The 13,697-nt window shown below is 38.6% G+C and carries 16 protein-coding genes; 9 read left to right on the forward strand and 7 right to left on the reverse strand.

Translation table 11 applies throughout. The annotated features are described in order from the left end of the window. Positions 1 to 119: 119 nt before the first annotated feature. On the reverse strand, positions 120 to 482 hold the full coding sequence (locus BT1A1_RS13390) for a HesB/IscA family protein (RefSeq protein ID WP_034772098.1): 363 nt from the start codon (positions 480 to 482) through the stop codon (positions 120 to 122). 325 nt (positions 483 to 807) lie between these two features. Here BT1A1_RS13390 and BT1A1_RS13395 point away from each other — a divergent pair, with 325 nt between their 5' ends. Then, positions 808 to 1,875, forward strand: a complete 1,068-nt coding sequence (locus tag BT1A1_RS13395) for an NAD(P)/FAD-dependent oxidoreductase (RefSeq protein ID WP_034772100.1) — start codon at positions 808 to 810, stop codon at positions 1,873 to 1,875. 94 nt (positions 1,876 to 1,969) lie between these two features. Here BT1A1_RS13395 and BT1A1_RS13400 read toward each other — a convergent pair whose 3' ends face one another. Further along, positions 1,970 to 2,293, reverse strand: a complete 324-nt coding sequence (locus tag BT1A1_RS13400; RefSeq protein ID WP_034772101.1) for a YuzD family protein — start codon at positions 2,291 to 2,293, stop codon at positions 1,970 to 1,972. 285 nt (positions 2,294 to 2,578) lie between these two features. On the opposite strand from BT1A1_RS13400, the gene BT1A1_RS13405 reads away from it, so the two are divergent. After that, complete coding sequence (locus tag BT1A1_RS13405; protein ID WP_034772103.1) at positions 2,579 to 2,809, forward strand: NifU family protein; 231 nt, start codon at positions 2,579 to 2,581, stop codon at positions 2,807 to 2,809. Between the two features lie 71 nt (positions 2,810 to 2,880). Here BT1A1_RS13405 and BT1A1_RS13410 read toward each other — a convergent pair whose 3' ends face one another. Then, entirely contained in the window at positions 2,881 to 3,870 is a 990-nt protein-coding gene (locus BT1A1_RS13410; RefSeq protein ID WP_034772104.1) for a 2-hydroxyacid dehydrogenase, read from the reverse strand. A gap of 96 nt (positions 3,871 to 3,966) precedes the next feature. Continuing rightward, entirely contained in the window at positions 3,967 to 4,968 is a 1,002-nt protein-coding gene (yutH, locus tag BT1A1_RS13415) for a spore coat putative kinase YutH (RefSeq protein WP_034772107.1), read from the reverse strand. Between the two features lie 140 nt (positions 4,969 to 5,108). On the opposite strand from yutH, the gene BT1A1_RS13420 reads away from it, so the two are divergent. Next, entirely contained in the window at positions 5,109 to 5,612 is a 504-nt protein-coding gene (locus tag BT1A1_RS13420; RefSeq protein WP_043988675.1) for a phosphatidylglycerophosphatase A family protein, read from the forward strand. 93 nt (positions 5,613 to 5,705) lie between these two features. On the opposite strand, the gene BT1A1_RS13425 is transcribed toward BT1A1_RS13420, so the two are convergent. From BT1A1_RS13425 to BT1A1_RS13435, 3 genes are all read right to left on the reverse strand, one after another. Next, positions 5,706 to 6,470: a TIGR01457 family HAD-type hydrolase gene (locus BT1A1_RS13425; protein WP_034772113.1), complete on the reverse strand. Its 765-nt coding sequence runs from the start codon at positions 6,468 to 6,470 to the stop codon at positions 5,706 to 5,708. Positions 6,471 to 6,635: 165 nt separating this feature from the next. Further along, positions 6,636 to 7,076 carry a DUF86 domain-containing protein gene (locus tag BT1A1_RS13430; RefSeq protein ID WP_034772115.1) on the reverse strand — a complete coding sequence of 147 codons (441 nt, stop codon included), beginning with the start codon at positions 7,074 to 7,076 and terminating at the stop codon, positions 6,636 to 6,638. An 85-nt stretch (positions 7,077 to 7,161) separates the two neighbouring features. Then, a complete protein-coding gene (locus BT1A1_RS13435) occupies positions 7,162 to 7,437 on the reverse strand; it encodes a YutD family protein (protein ID WP_034772117.1) in 276 nt (91 codons plus the stop codon). Positions 7,438 to 7,610: 173 nt separating this feature from the next. Between BT1A1_RS13435 and BT1A1_RS13440 the strand changes: the two genes are divergently transcribed. The 6 genes from BT1A1_RS13440 to BT1A1_RS13465 all read left to right on the forward strand — a co-directional run bounded on the left by BT1A1_RS13440 (position 7,611) and on the right by BT1A1_RS13465 (position 13,586). Next, positions 7,611 to 8,600, forward strand: coding sequence for a M23 family metallopeptidase (locus tag BT1A1_RS13440; RefSeq protein ID WP_244996661.1), 990 nt, complete (start codon positions 7,611 to 7,613; stop codon positions 8,598 to 8,600). A 292-nt stretch (positions 8,601 to 8,892) separates the two neighbouring features. After that, positions 8,893 to 10,092 carry an ABC transporter substrate-binding protein gene (locus tag BT1A1_RS13445; protein WP_034772119.1) on the forward strand — a complete coding sequence of 400 codons (1,200 nt, stop codon included), beginning with the start codon at positions 8,893 to 8,895 and terminating at the stop codon, positions 10,090 to 10,092. 166 nt (positions 10,093 to 10,258) lie between these two features. Next, positions 10,259 to 11,137: a branched-chain amino acid ABC transporter permease gene (locus BT1A1_RS13450; RefSeq protein ID WP_034772121.1), complete on the forward strand. Its 879-nt coding sequence runs from the start codon at positions 10,259 to 10,261 to the stop codon at positions 11,135 to 11,137. A gap of 11 nt (positions 11,138 to 11,148) precedes the next feature. Beyond that, positions 11,149 to 12,108, forward strand: a complete 960-nt coding sequence (locus BT1A1_RS13455; RefSeq protein ID WP_176458905.1) for a branched-chain amino acid ABC transporter permease — start codon at positions 11,149 to 11,151, stop codon at positions 12,106 to 12,108. Next, positions 12,089 to 12,886: an ABC transporter ATP-binding protein gene (locus tag BT1A1_RS13460; protein ID WP_197057104.1), complete on the forward strand. Its 798-nt coding sequence runs from the start codon at positions 12,089 to 12,091 to the stop codon at positions 12,884 to 12,886. Before BT1A1_RS13455 ends, BT1A1_RS13460 begins: the two co-directional genes overlap by 20 nt. Beyond that, entirely contained in the window at positions 12,879 to 13,586 is a 708-nt protein-coding gene (locus BT1A1_RS13465; protein ID WP_034772124.1) for an ABC transporter ATP-binding protein, read from the forward strand. The genes BT1A1_RS13460 and BT1A1_RS13465 overlap by 8 nt, the downstream gene beginning before the upstream one ends. Positions 13,587 to 13,697: the final 111 nt, after the last annotated feature.

A 13,697-nucleotide genomic window follows, 5' to 3' on the forward strand; every position in this document is an offset into this window, starting at 1 on the left:
CCCTCGCCGTGTTTCCTTTATCTCATTGCGGGGCGCTCCAGTTTGTACGTCGCTAAGCGGGCGCTCTGCGCTTTTCTTTTCCCAACCATTTATTCGTATCCCGATTTGTCATCTTACTGTTAACAATCACCGGGTGCTCCGGCATTTGTTGCGGTACGGAAAGATGAGCCGCATCCGCAAGTGGCAATTGCGTTCGGATTATCAATCGTAAAGCCGCCTCCGAGGAGAGACTGTTTATAATCTATTTTTGTTCCTTGTAAGATGGCAGCATCTGTTTTCTCAACAAGAACTTTTATACCATGTTGTTCAAACTCAATATCCGTTTCTTTCACTGTATGTTCCAAAGTCATCCCATAGGATAAACCACTGCAGCCGCCGCCTTTAACAAAAACACGTAAATACGCATCTTGTTCATTATTTTGTTCCATCATGTCTTTTACTTGGTATGCGGCAGATTCCGATAAAAAAATCACATTTTCCATTTTGAAACCTCCTTCATGAATCAAGGATGTTTTTCCTTTTTTAACTATACTTTTAGTATAAACATTCTTGCTGTAATTCACAACGAAATGGAATTGATTATTTCACAATGTTTTTTCGTGTTCCGGGTCGGTTTCCTATCCAATTTGTTGTGAACCCGCTAAAATAGTAAATATCGGTTGTATATTTCTTATCATTCAAATATAATTTTATTGAATATGTTTTTCAGAAATGAAAGGGGATTCACTTCCAATTTTATAATATTAGAAAAATAAAAGTTTAACAAAAATTGAGGAGTAACTAGAATCAAACAAAGGGGAAAATACCATGAAAAAACTTGTCATTTTAGGCGGCGGTTACGGTGGAATGCGGATTATGCAAAAACTTTTCCAAAGCGGAGTTCCAGAAGACATTAAAATCGTGCTAGTGGATAAAGCACCTTATCACTGTTTTAAAACCGAATTTTATGCCCTGGCAGCCGGGACTATCCCGGATAACCACATTCGGGTAGCATTTCCGAATCACCCGCAACTGGAATTTATTAATGATGAAGTGAGTCATATCGATTTGCAAAACAACCGAGTTGAATTGCAAAACCATGAAGCAATTATTTACGATGATCTTATTATTGGATTAGGCTGTGAAGATAAGTACCATGATATTCCGGGGGCCGATCAGTATACGTACGGAATCCAATCCATTGAAGCAACGAGACAGACAAATAATGCGTTAAATAATTTGCCTAGAAGTTCAAGAGTGGCGATTGTCGGTGCCGGATTAAGCGGAGTAGAAATTGCCAGTGAGCTTCATGAATCAAGACCTGATTTAAAAATATTTTTGTTTGATCGTGGCAAAATGGTTCTCTCAAAGTTTCCGGAGAAGTTGAGTAAATATGTCAACGATTGGTTTCAAGACCATGGAGTCACCATTGTCAACTATGCAAATATCACAAAAGTGGAAGAAGGCATTTTATATAATCATGATGAACCAATGAAATTTGATTGTATTGTTTGGACAGCAGGGATTCGCCCAAATAAAGTTGTTCGCGAACTTGATGTTGAAAAGGACGAATCCGGGAGAGTTGTTTTGACACCTTATCATAATATTCCCGGAAATGAACATGTTTACGTAGTCGGTGACTGTGCAAGCTTGCCGTTTGCACCGAGTGCCCAACTTGCAGAAGCACAAGGCGACCAAATTGCTCAAGTATTATTAAAAAGATGGAATGGGGAAGATTTGCCGGATGAGTTGCCGGAAATAAAATTGAAAGGGATTCTTGGTTCGTTAGGGAAAAAACAAGGATTCGGTCTCGTCGCTGAGCGTCCATTGACCGGACGTGTAGCAAGACTATTAAAATCCGGGATTCTCTGGCTGTATAAATTTCACAACGGTTGAAAATATAGTAGACAATTTCCTCGATTTGAGGAAATTGTCTTAATTATTATAAACATACATTGTTTGCCGGGATAAACCTTTTTTAAAGTCCAGCTTACTTATATCCGTATTTTTCCATTTCTGCGTAAATTACCTTTAAATTTGGATTCCCTTCCGCCACGATTTGATTACCAATGACGACAACCGGGTAAAACAAATCTTCCTCAATTACCTTTTCGGCGAATTGCCGCTTTTCCTCATCATCAGGCGGATTCATAATATCGACATAATCAATCACAAATGGTTGATTCGGATATTTTCTTGAAATTGCAGCCTGCAGCCATTCATACGTATCTTTTGATGATGGCAGATTAACACAACTTGCACAAATTTGTTCCGCACCATAAATGGTAATGACAACCGGATTGAAAATTTCCATAGGTATTCTCCTTTCTCCCTTACATTTTACAATCATCTCAAACAATGACAATGAGTACAATTTTTTAACCACTAAAAGTAAAATTTCCCAGATTCTAAGTAGTTGAAAATTTTAGGACTTAAGGTTAAGCCCACAAGGAAGCTGCGAAAGATCCATTTACAGCCGATTTCACTGAACCATGCATCAAGGGTCAAAAAAATTAGACCTGGGATTCTTTACAAAACTAACAAATGGATTTTTCTCTCTATCCTTATTATAATAGGATTTAGAAAGGAGTGCGATGGAATGCCTGAATTAAAAGAACAAGTCCAAGAGGTTTTAGATAAACTGCGTCCGTTTCTTCTCCGTGACGGCGGGGATTGTGAACTTGTTGATGTGGAAGATGGCGTTGTTAAATTGCGGTTACTTGGTGCTTGTGGAACATGCCCAAGTTCGACTATTACATTGAAGGCGGGTATTGAACGGGCATTATTTGAAGAAGTCCCGGGTGTTGTAGAAGTTGAACAAGTGTTTTAAATTGATTATAGGGCGGGGGATCTTTACCCCAGCCCTTTTTTCTCAGCGTAACGCATGGAATAAATTTTCAATCATTTAGCTAAAAACATTGCTTCATTCACTATACTAATCGGCTTTTCATTTTTCAAAATCAACTCGATATTCCGGCAACAAAGCTTCATCATTGCTGTTCGTGTTTCAATTGATGCACTGCCGATATGCGGGAGAGCAACTACATTTTTCATTTTTAAAAAAGGATGTTGCGGATCAATCGGTTCTTTTTCAAATACATCAAGACCCGCTCCGGCAATTTCTCCTTCTCTAAGTGCCAACAGTAAATCTTCTTCTATCACTACCGCACCTCTGGCCACATTGATAAAAAATGCCGTTTTTTTCATTTTTCGAAATACGTCTTTGGTGAACATTCCTCTTGTTTCTTCCGTCAGCGGGGTTAAACAAACAACATAATCGGACTCAGTTACAAGATCAGGAAAAGAGCGATAGTGAACCCCTAATGCTTTTTCAACATCCATTTTCCGATGACGATTATGGTATAAAACGTTCATATCAAAGCCTAATGCCCGTTTTGCCAAAGCTTCACCGATCTTCCCCATGCCAACAATTCCAATTGTTTTATGATGGATATCCGTACCTGCCATAAATAGCGGGCTCCAACTTTTCCACTCTCCACTTTTTACCAATTCTACGGACTCAGCTAAACGTCTCCCCACCATTAATAATAAGGAAAAGGCCAAATCAGCAGTCGTATCGGTTAAAACATCGGGTGTATGGCAAACAGCGATTCCGTATTTTGTGGCAAGTTCAATATCAATATTGTCATAGCCGACCGCCAAGTTTGCAATTACTTTCAATTTTTCGCCTGCTTGAAAAATTTCTTCATCAATACGGTCAGATAACATCGTTAACAGTGCGTCCGCTTTCTTCGTTTCCTGCAATAATATTTCCCGTGGAACCGGTTCTTCTTCTTTTTCCCACATGCCAACATCGGCAAATGTACAAAGATTATTAATTATCTCTTCCGGCAGTTTTCTTGTTATGTATATATACGGTTTCGATGACATAACTAACCCTCCAAAACTTCAATCTATTCTACTGCCATTATTATATCATAAAAATAAAGTGAAATTTCCATCCGTGGGGGTTTTTCCCACGGATGGTTAGTTGAACCAATCGAGCTTTGGTAATTGAAGTGAACGATGAGGAGCTCCTGCCATATCATAAAAATGAGCTAGGAAACGTTCATAATCACCGGATTGATTGAGAATTTTCTTTATTTCTCCTGTCATGCTATTGTCAAAATTATCTGCCAAACGGGCGTAATACAATTCAATACATTGAAAGTAGTGAATTGGCAAAACTAAACGGGAATACAGTAACCGCCAAGCAAAAGGAGATAAAGACGTCTGTGTTTCGTAATCTTGAATAAATTTTTGAATTGGTTTCTGGACCATTTGCGGCTGGCTGAAATACACATGCCGAATCCATTCTGCAATATCCCGCACCGGGTGATCAACAATCCAATCAAAAGGATCTTTCAAAATGATCGGATCTGTCCAAGTATCCATGGTAAATCGTTCATGGCAAACGGTCGCAACATCAAAACCGGTCGGTTGCTCATCGATCGTCGTATCTACAAAATATTGAATGGCATTTTCAGTCATCCCGGCATAATAAGGAAAAGAGTCAATAAAAAGTCGTTCAAAGTCATTATTCGGTTGATTCATTACGTTCTGTTGCCATATTTTTTCTAGCCGATCAATGCGGCTTTCCCATAACTCTTTCCATTTACCAAGCCGATTTAGTACATCTTTTTCTGACCGAAAATATTTCCCATGGTTATGAAAGTAAGCCAACCGCCTGCCCGGAAATTGATATGGTTTATTTCGCCATTGTTCTAACTTTAAAACAATATAATAATTTTCATCCAGCTGTTTAACAAATCTCCCGTCCGTGGCAGCGAAAAAAGCAGGAACAAATTTTTCGCCATTTTGCCGAAGATAATTTGTCATTTCATAGCGAACCTGTAATTCTTCCTGCTCCTGTTCATATACTTTTATCAAAATATAAATATGATGACCATCATAATAAGCATCATATTGGCGGATTTTAAAAGATTGGCCCGGGAAAATGCCAAACTCCTGTTGCAAGAACTGAATCATGCGCTGTTCCCCTTTTTAACATTTTTTTAAAATCATTGTTATAATTAATATTATGATGGATTTACCAAATATATTTTCTTTTACCTAACTATACATATCAGGTATTGTTTCAAATTAATGAATAAGGATTGGTGAATGATATGAATGAACAATCAAATATGTTTCCACAAATAGGAGATATTGCAAAAAAAGCGTTGGAAGATCGGGGTGTAACCATTAAAAATATTGCGGAATTAGTCTATTTTCTACAAAAGGGCTATCATCCTGAATTACAATTACAAGAGTGCATTGAAAACGTTGAAGCTGTATTGAAAAAACGGGAAGTGCAAAATGCGGTGATTACCGGGGTTCAATTAGATGTTCTTGCAGAAAAGGGATTATTGGAAGAACCACTGTTGTCGATTGTTAAAACGGATGAAGGTCTTTATGGAGTGGATGAAATTTTGGCATTTTCGATTGTGAACGTCTATGGTTCAATCGGTTTTACGAATTATGGCTATATTGACAAATTAAAACCGGGAATTTTGAAGTATTTGAACGATAAATCAACAGGGAAAGTTAATACGTTTTTAGATGATCTTGTTGGGGCGATTGCTGCCGCAGCATCCAGCCGTCTTGCCCACAGAGCAGCAAATGTAGAGTAACATACGTTCCAAATTGACGGAAATATCGGCAGTTCAAAATATGTGGTAAAATGTTAAAAAATCCCTTTTTTAGGGATTTTTTAACATCTCCAATCAAAACTCCCATTCATCAAGTGAATCAATTGAATAGGTCGGTTGTTCACGGAATTCCTTCAATTTCTCTTTACTCGTTACACCGGTATGAACGATTAACGTGTCAAGACCGGTACGAATCCCTGCAGCAATATCCGTATCGTAATTGTCACCAACCATCAACGTTTCCGTCTTATCCGAACCGATTACTTTTAAAGCTTGTTCAATAATAATCGTTTCCGGCTTTCCAATGAAAATTGGTTGTACTTGCGTTGAAGTGCTAATTAAAGCCGTCAGCGCACCATTACCGGGCATAAATCCGCGTTCTGTCGGCAAAGCAAAATCACCGTTTGTCGAAATAAACTTGGCACCATTACGTATAGCCAGGCAAGCTACCGCTAATTTTTCATACGTAATTTCGCGATCAAGACCGACAACGACAACATCGGCATTTTCTCCGGCGAAACGAAATCCTTTTTCTTCCAAGGCGGTTTGAAGTCCTTCTTCTCCAATATAATAAACCGTTGCATTTTTATCTATTTCTTCTATGTAATTAGCAGTTGCCATACTTGTCGTAAATACTTGCTCTTTTGTTGCAGGAATATCAAAGGATCTCAATTTCTCGGCGACTTGTTCCGGCGTCCTTGTTGAATTATTCGTTACGAACAAATATGAAATGTTATGCTTCACTAAACGTTGAACAAATCTGCCTGCCGCTTCAATTTTTTCGGATCCCCGATACATCGTTCCATCTAAATCAATCAAATAACCTTGATACTTTTTCATTCGTTCTCCTTTCAATGTTTACGAACCTATGTTTGAAAATAAAATTCGTTTAGCAAACCGGTTTACCATGAAAATAAACCTTTTTTATTGTGTTTGGTGGAGGTATGATGTTGACCGCCATGTTTGTTATGATTTTCTAATGACCAGTTTTCAGCTTTCCTTTTTTCACTTACTTTTAAATGCAGATACCGGTCCCAGTTCTTTTGCTAAGTATGTTCTGACATGGGTTGGAAAATCTATAAATGCCTGCAAGTTTTCGTTTACAAGCCGATACAATTCTTCATGATCAATGGATGTAAAAAAGAGAACTAAACTTTTTCTAAAAGGAATTAGTTTTTTCAGCTGTTCCCCATCTTTTTCGCCAATTACCTGCTCGTCCAAAAGGATATCAATAATATCCTCATAACTTCCCGGATCACGCATAATAAAACCGTCGATAAGGCTGTTACCGACATCGATGACGGATTCTAACATCATTTGGGCCACCCGCTCCAGTGCCGCTTTTTGCACTTGGTTTTCAATCTGATCCAATTGATTAAAAATGTTGATTTGTCCTTCTAAAAAGGTAAGGGTATCTTCAATTTTTTCCCGATCGACAAAAAACATGATGGGTCATCTCCTTTTATAACAACAGCTTATTTGATTACGATCTTCTTTTATGTTGAAAGAATCAATCGTTTTAAAACTTTAATTACTTGTCCACTTTTTTTAAAACAAAATAGGGACAGCCAAAATTGCAATATTCATAAAGATATTCCGATAATGTACTAATTTTCGTATCAAAGGTTGCTTTTTGATTCTGGTCATCAAAAAAACCTTTTAGCCTTAATTGACCATATCCCCAGTCACCAACAATATAATCATAGCGACTTAGTATCTCACTGTATCGTTCACGAAAAGCTTGTTCATTAAACCCGTTTTTTCTTTCTTCCACCAATTCATAACAAAAATTGTGGATACAAACCATATGTATATCACCCTCATCTTTGACAAAGCCTATAAAATGATTATACCCCATTTTTCGTGTTCAATCACTAATATCGTTTGCTTAGAAAACACACTGTTTTTACCAAAATATATCAATCATGAATGTTCAATCGGATGCAAAAATTAGCATTATACAATTGGGAGGTGTAGTATTTGCGCAATTTTATACATATAATCACAATCTGCTTTCTCCTCACCTTATTTTATCCCGGAAATGTTTTCGCTGCCGATTCGGAAAGAGAGGAATTATATCAAAGGCGAATGGTGCTTTATAAAAAGATCGAAAGCGTTACTTTTATACCTTGGTATTATTTAGCTGCCATCGATCAATATGAAAGAAATATTCGCTCAGTCCGGAAAGATTTACCAAAGCCAACCGGATTAACGGGGATTTATATTCCGGCTGAAAAGTGGTGCGGTCTTCTCAATCCGGATCAAGAAGATACGAATCCTCTAAGTATAAAAATTTTTGGCGGGATTGGTCAGGATGGTAATGGTGACGGCAAAGCGGAAAGAACAAATGATGAAGATGTTTTATATACTATGGCCAATTATTTATTGAATTTCGGAACAGATGAAGACCATATTAAAATAGGGCTTTGGGAGTATTATAAACGAGATAAAACGGTAGGAATAATAGTCAGTTTTGCAAAAATGTATCATACCTGGCAAACGTTAAATTTGGAGGAACATCACTTTCCTCTCCCGATTCGGGCAAACTTTAGTTACCGTGATACATGGGGAGATGCTAGGGGTTGGGGCGGCCGACGGATTCATGAAGGAACAGATATTTTTGCCGATTATGGCGTTAATGTCTATTCAACCTGTTACGGTGTGATTGAAATGAAAGGTTGGAATAAATATGGAGGCTGGCGACTCGGGATTCGTGATATAAACAATACGTATCATTATTTTGCCCATTTGAACGGATTTGCAAAAGATTTAAAGTTAGGCGATATGGTAAAACCGGGGCAATTAATCGGCAGTGTCGGAAGTTCCGGATATGGACCACCGGGCACAGCAGGGAAATTCCCCCCGCATCTTCACTATGGAATGTATAAAGATAACGGAAAAACCGAATGGTCTTTTGATCCATTTCCACACTTAAAAAGATGGGAAAGAGAGACAAAAAACAAAAAATAATTATTTTTACATAATATTTATATAAAACTACAGTTATCAGATACTGTAGTTTTTTTCTATTAATGGAATATTTCCTTCCTTAAAAAATATACCCACTTCAGATAAATATTTTTATTTTTAAAAAACAACTGGACGAAATGAAGTTTATGATTTACAATATCTATATATTAATATAATTATATTTTATTCGCTCACTTCTGACAATTATCTGTTGCTAGATCTACTTGGTTTAAATCTAGTAATCTAACATCATTTGTCAGAATTATCACTGAATTATAAAAGGGGGATATGTATGAAAAGTAGTATTAAGAAAATTTTGGTGGCCTCTACATTGTTTGCCGGTGTATTGGCCGGTTGTTCCGGGGGGCACAATTCTTCCGGTGGTAATTCCGGTGGTGGTGATGCCAAAGGAGATACGATAAAAATTGGCGCAAACCTTGAGTTATCAGGAGAAGTAGCTTCCTACGGTCAATCAATTTCTGAAGGCATGGAATTAGCAATTGAAGAAATCAACGCTAGCGGTGGTGTAGACGGCAAAAAAATAAAAGTGGTTAAAGTGGATAATAAATCAGACAACGCTGAGGCTGCCAGTGCTGCTACCCGCTTAACAAGCCAAGAAAATGTACTGGCTATTATCGGTGCGGCAACCAGTGGGAATACGATTGCACAAGCACAAATCGCAAATGATACGAAAACAATCTTGTTATCACCATCCGGAACGGCTCCAAATGTTACTGAAAATGAAGATGGTTCCATTAATGAGTATGTGTTCCGTACGTCTTATATTGATCCGTTCCAAGGTACGGTAGCTGCAAACTTTGCCGCAAAGGAATTAGGTGTAAAAACGGCTGCCATTTATAGTGACAGTGCCAGTGACTATGCAAAGGGTCTGGCTGCCGCATTTAAAGAAACATTCCAGAAGGCCGGCGGAAAAATCGTTGCCGAGGAATCTTATGTAGCCGGTGATACAGATTTCCGTTCCACTTTAACTCGGATTAAATCTGCCAATCCGGAATTCGTATTTATTCCCGGCTATTATGAAGAAGTTGGATTAATTGTTAAACAAGCCCGTGAATCAGGTGTGACTGTGCCGTTAATGGGCGCTGATGGTTGGGATTCACCGACACTTGTTGATTTGGCCGGTAAAGATGCGTTAAACAATACATTTATTACCAACCACTATTCAGCTCAAGACCCGGATACAAAGATCCAGGAATTCGTAACAAAATTTAAAGAAAAATATAAAGATAAATCACCTGACGCATTTAACGCATTAGGTTATGATTCTGTTTATCTATTAGTGGATGCAATTAAACGTGCAGGAAGCTTAGATCGGGAAGCCGTTAAGGATGCGTTGGCAGAAACAAAAGACATTTCACTTGTAACCGGTGTTGTTACGATTGATAAAAAGCATAATCCGATAAAATCTGCAACCATTTTGGAATATGTGGACGGAGAGCAAAAATTTAAAGCAAAAGTTGATCCGGAATAATGGTGAGACGACTTTTCACGCACAGCAAAATGGGAGGTCTTTTCCTCCCTTTTTCCAGTTAAGCTAACAAGCACTTAAAATATAGGGAGTGCAGCTTAATAACTGCAACTTCAACTTTGACCTTTTTCCGTTTAAGCCAACATGACTTATATAGGGAGTGAACATAATGGAATGGATACAGCAGATTGTTAACGGCATATCACTCGGTAGTATTTACGCATTGATTGCTCTCGGTTATACGATGGTATATGGAATTATTAAATTAATTAACTTTGCTCATGGTGATGTATTCATGATTGGCTCATTTGTCGGCTTTTTCGCAATTACCGGCTGGAACCTCGGTTTCTTTCCCGCCTTATTATTATCGATGACGGTTTGTGCAATTCTCGGGGTTATTATCGAACGGGTTGCTTATAAACGGTTAAGAAACTCAACTAGAATTGCCGCCTTAATTACCGCAATCGGTGTATCTTTGTTGATTGAATACGTAGTCATCTACTTCCGTGGAGCCCAACCGGAAGCATATCCGAAAGAAATTTTGCCTGCTAAATCATTTGAACTGTTTGGAGCGAAAATCGACAGTCAATCGCTTTATATATTACTAATTACAATTGTCCTAATGGTTCTCCTTCAATTTATTGTTCATCGTACCAAAATCGGCAAAGCTATGCGAGCAGTGAGTCATGATCAAGATGCTGCCCAGCTTATGGGAATAAATGTAGATACAACCATTTCCGCAACATTTGCCATCGGTTCTGCCTTGGCCGGTGCCGCCGGAGTCATATTCGGACTATATTATATTAAAATTGATCCTTTAATGGGGATTATCCCGGGATTAAAAGCTTTTATCGCAGCTGTATTGGGTGGAATCGGGATTATTCCCGGCGCTATGGTCGGCGGTTTCATCCTTGGAATTGTGGAAGTTATCGTCAGTGCCTTTGGTTTTTCCTCATGGCGAGACGCCGCAGCTTTCATTATCCTAATCCTGATTCTCATTTTTAGACCATCCGGCATCTTTGGAAAAAATACGCGGGAGAAAGTGTAGGTGAAATGGATATGAAAAAGAGTAAAAGCTTTTTTCTCATGTTCGGGCTTGCGGTTGTGATCTATGCCGTTATTCAATTTTTATTATATAACGGAATATTAAACCCGTTTTATGAAAATACATTGATTACCATATTAATTAATATTATGCTGGCAGTCAGCCTCCATCTGGTCATCGGGATTACCGGTCAGTTTTCCATCGGTCATGCCGGATTTTTGGCGATTGGCGCTTATATTGCCGCTATATTTACGATGAAATTACAAATGCCGTTTATTGTGGCTCTCATTGCGGCAGGTCTTGCGGCAGCCATTGCCGGACTGATTGTCGGTATTCCCAGCCTGCGTTTACGAGGAGACTACTTGGCCATCGCCACATTAGGTTTTGCTGAAATTATTCGCATTGTCTTCTTGAACTGGGATTTTGTCGGTGGTGCCCGAGGAATGATGATCACCCGGATGACAGATTGGACCATTGCCTTTATTTGTACCATTCTCACCATACTTGTGATCGCCAATTTTACAAATTCCCGACACGGACGAGCCTGTATTTCCATCCGCGAAGATGAAATAGCCGCTGATGCAATGGGAATTAATACGACATACTATAAAGTCATTGCCTTTGTACTCGGTTCCTTTTTTGCCGGTATTGCAGGCGGATTGTATTCCCATAATTTTTATATTATCCAGCCGGGTAACTTCGGATTTCTTAAGTCCTTTGATATTTTAATTTTTGTTGTTTTAGGTGGTCTAGGCAGTATGTCCGGTGCTGTCATTTCCGCAATTTTATTAACCATTATTTCAACATTTTTACAAGAATATTCAGAAACAAGGATGATTATTTACAGCCTTGTCCTAATTATTGTTATGTTATACCGACCACAAGGGTTAATGGGGACAAAAGAAATTACCCAACTTTTTCAAAAGAAAAAGAGTTTCAAAGGGGGCAAACAATATGGTCATTTCGAAAGCTGAGCCTCTTCTCGATGTTCAAAATCTCGGTATCCGCTTTGGCGGTTTGAAAGCTGTATCTGACTTCAATATGACCATTAACCAAGGAGAATTGTTAGGTTTAATCGGTCCGAACGGTGCCGGAAAGACGACAATTTTCAACCTGTTAACAGGCGTCTATGCCCCAACAGAGGGTCAAATTATTTTTACCGGTAAAAAAATTAGTGGACTTCCGCCTTTTAAAGTAACAAGAAAAGGAATTAGTCGTACGTTCCAAAATATCCGTTTGTTTAAAGAATTATCCGTTTTGGACAATGTAAAAATTGCCTATCATCCTTTGGCGACACATAGTATTTTCAGTTCCATATTGCGCCTTCCTTCCCATTTTACAAACGAAAAGGAAATGGAAGAAAAAGCAATTGGGTTTTTAAAAATTTTCGGACTTGATCATTTAAAAGATGAAAAAGCAAAAAATCTTCCTTACGGGGGGCAGAGACGATTGGAAATTGCCCGGGCACTGGCCGCTGAACCTAAGCTGTTATTATTGGATGAACCTGCAGCCGGAATGAACCCGCAGGAAACGAAAGAATTGATGGAACTTATCGCTTTTATCCGAGAAAAATTTAATTTAACGATTCTGCTTATTGAGCACGACATGAAACTGGTTATGGGAATTTGTGAAAGAATCTTTGTACTCGACCACGGTCAATTAATTGCCCAAGGGTTACCTGAAGAAATTCGTAAACATCCAAAGGTTATTGAAGCATATTTAGGTGAAGAGGTTGGTGAAGACCATGCTTAAAGTGGAAGGGATTGATGTTTTTTACGGCAATATTCAAGCGTTAAAAAATGTTTCGTTAACCGTGGAAGAAAAAGAAATTGTAACCCTAATTGGGGCAAATGGAGCAGGAAAAACAACGCTTTTAAAAACATTATCCGGATTATTGCGACCAACTGCCGGAACAATACAATATTTAGGTGAATCCATTCGTGTAAAACCCGTTCAATCGATTGTGAAAGCCGGGATTTCCCATGTTCCCGAGGGGCGAAGAGTTTTTGCCAATATGACTGTGGAGGAAAACCTTGACCTCGGCGCTTATTTACGGAAGGATAAAAAGGGAATAAAACAAGATTTGGACAAGGTATTTTCGTTGTTTCCAATATTGCATGAACGGCGGAACCAATTATCCGGAACTTTATCCGGCGGAGAACAGCAAATGCTGGCAATCGGTCGTGCACTTATGGCAAAACCAAAATTACTGTTGCTGGATGAACCGTCCATGGGCTTGGCTCCACTTTTAGTAAAACAAATTTTCAACATTATCCAAGAAATTAATAAGGACGGAACGACAATTTTGCTTGTGGAACAGAATGCACATATGGCCCTTTCCATCGCGAACCGGGCTTATGTTATCGAAACCGGTTCCGTTGTTTTATCCGGGAATGCATCAGAAATGCAAAACAGCGAAAAAGTAAAAGAAGCCTACTTGGGCGGAATATAAATAAATGGCTTGGACCGGGGAAGTTTTTCCTCGGTCCTTTTCATCTACATTTCAAAATAAAGATGATAATGTAGCGCACATTTCTCGTTAAATAATTCTTATCGATCAAAA

The sequence above is a fragment of the Caldibacillus thermoamylovorans genome (genome assembly GCF_000751775.1).
Taxonomy (GTDB): Bacteria; Bacillota; Bacilli; order Bacillales; family Caldibacillaceae; genus Caldifermentibacillus; species Caldifermentibacillus hisashii.

Excerpts from the sequence above, each read along its gene's own strand:
- BT1A1_RS13430 (WP_034772115.1), bottom strand. The coding sequence starts at position 7,076 with ATGTTTTTTGTCGATCGGGAAAAAATTGAAGATACCCTTACCTTTTTA.
- BT1A1_RS13405 (WP_034772103.1), top strand. The coding sequence starts at position 2,579 with ATGCCTGAATTAAAAGAACAAGTCCAAGAGGTTTTAGATAAACTGCGT.
- BT1A1_RS13460 (WP_197057104.1), top strand. The coding sequence starts at position 12,089 with ATGGTCATTTCGAAAGCTGAGCCTCTTCTCGATGTTCAAAATCTCGGT.
- BT1A1_RS13395 (WP_034772100.1), top strand. The coding sequence starts at position 808 with ATGAAAAAACTTGTCATTTTAGGCGGCGGTTACGGTGGAATGCGGATT.
- BT1A1_RS13390 (WP_034772098.1), bottom strand. The coding sequence starts at position 482 with ATGGAAAATGTGATTTTTTTATCGGAATCTGCCGCATACCAAGTAAAA.
- BT1A1_RS13465 (WP_034772124.1), top strand. The coding sequence starts at position 12,879 with ATGCTTAAAGTGGAAGGGATTGATGTTTTTTACGGCAATATTCAAGCG.
- yutH (WP_034772107.1), bottom strand. The coding sequence starts at position 4,968 with ATGATTCAGTTCTTGCAACAGGAGTTTGGCATTTTCCCGGGCCAATCT.
- BT1A1_RS13400 (WP_034772101.1), bottom strand. The coding sequence starts at position 2,293 with ATGGAAATTTTCAATCCGGTTGTCATTACCATTTATGGTGCGGAACAA.
- BT1A1_RS13455 (WP_176458905.1), top strand. The coding sequence starts at position 11,149 with ATGAAAAAGAGTAAAAGCTTTTTTCTCATGTTCGGGCTTGCGGTTGTG.
- BT1A1_RS13420 (WP_043988675.1), top strand. The coding sequence starts at position 5,109 with ATGAATGAACAATCAAATATGTTTCCACAAATAGGAGATATTGCAAAA.
- BT1A1_RS13410 (WP_034772104.1), bottom strand. The coding sequence starts at position 3,870 with ATGTCATCGAAACCGTATATATACATAACAAGAAAACTGCCGGAAGAG.
- BT1A1_RS13450 (WP_034772121.1), top strand. The coding sequence starts at position 10,259 with ATGGAATGGATACAGCAGATTGTTAACGGCATATCACTCGGTAGTATT.
- BT1A1_RS13425 (WP_034772113.1), bottom strand. The coding sequence starts at position 6,470 with ATGAAAAAGTATCAAGGTTATTTGATTGATTTAGATGGAACGATGTAT.
- BT1A1_RS13435 (WP_034772117.1), bottom strand. The coding sequence starts at position 7,437 with ATGGTTTGTATCCACAATTTTTGTTATGAATTGGTGGAAGAAAGAAAA.
- BT1A1_RS13445 (WP_034772119.1), top strand. The coding sequence starts at position 8,893 with ATGAAAAGTAGTATTAAGAAAATTTTGGTGGCCTCTACATTGTTTGCC.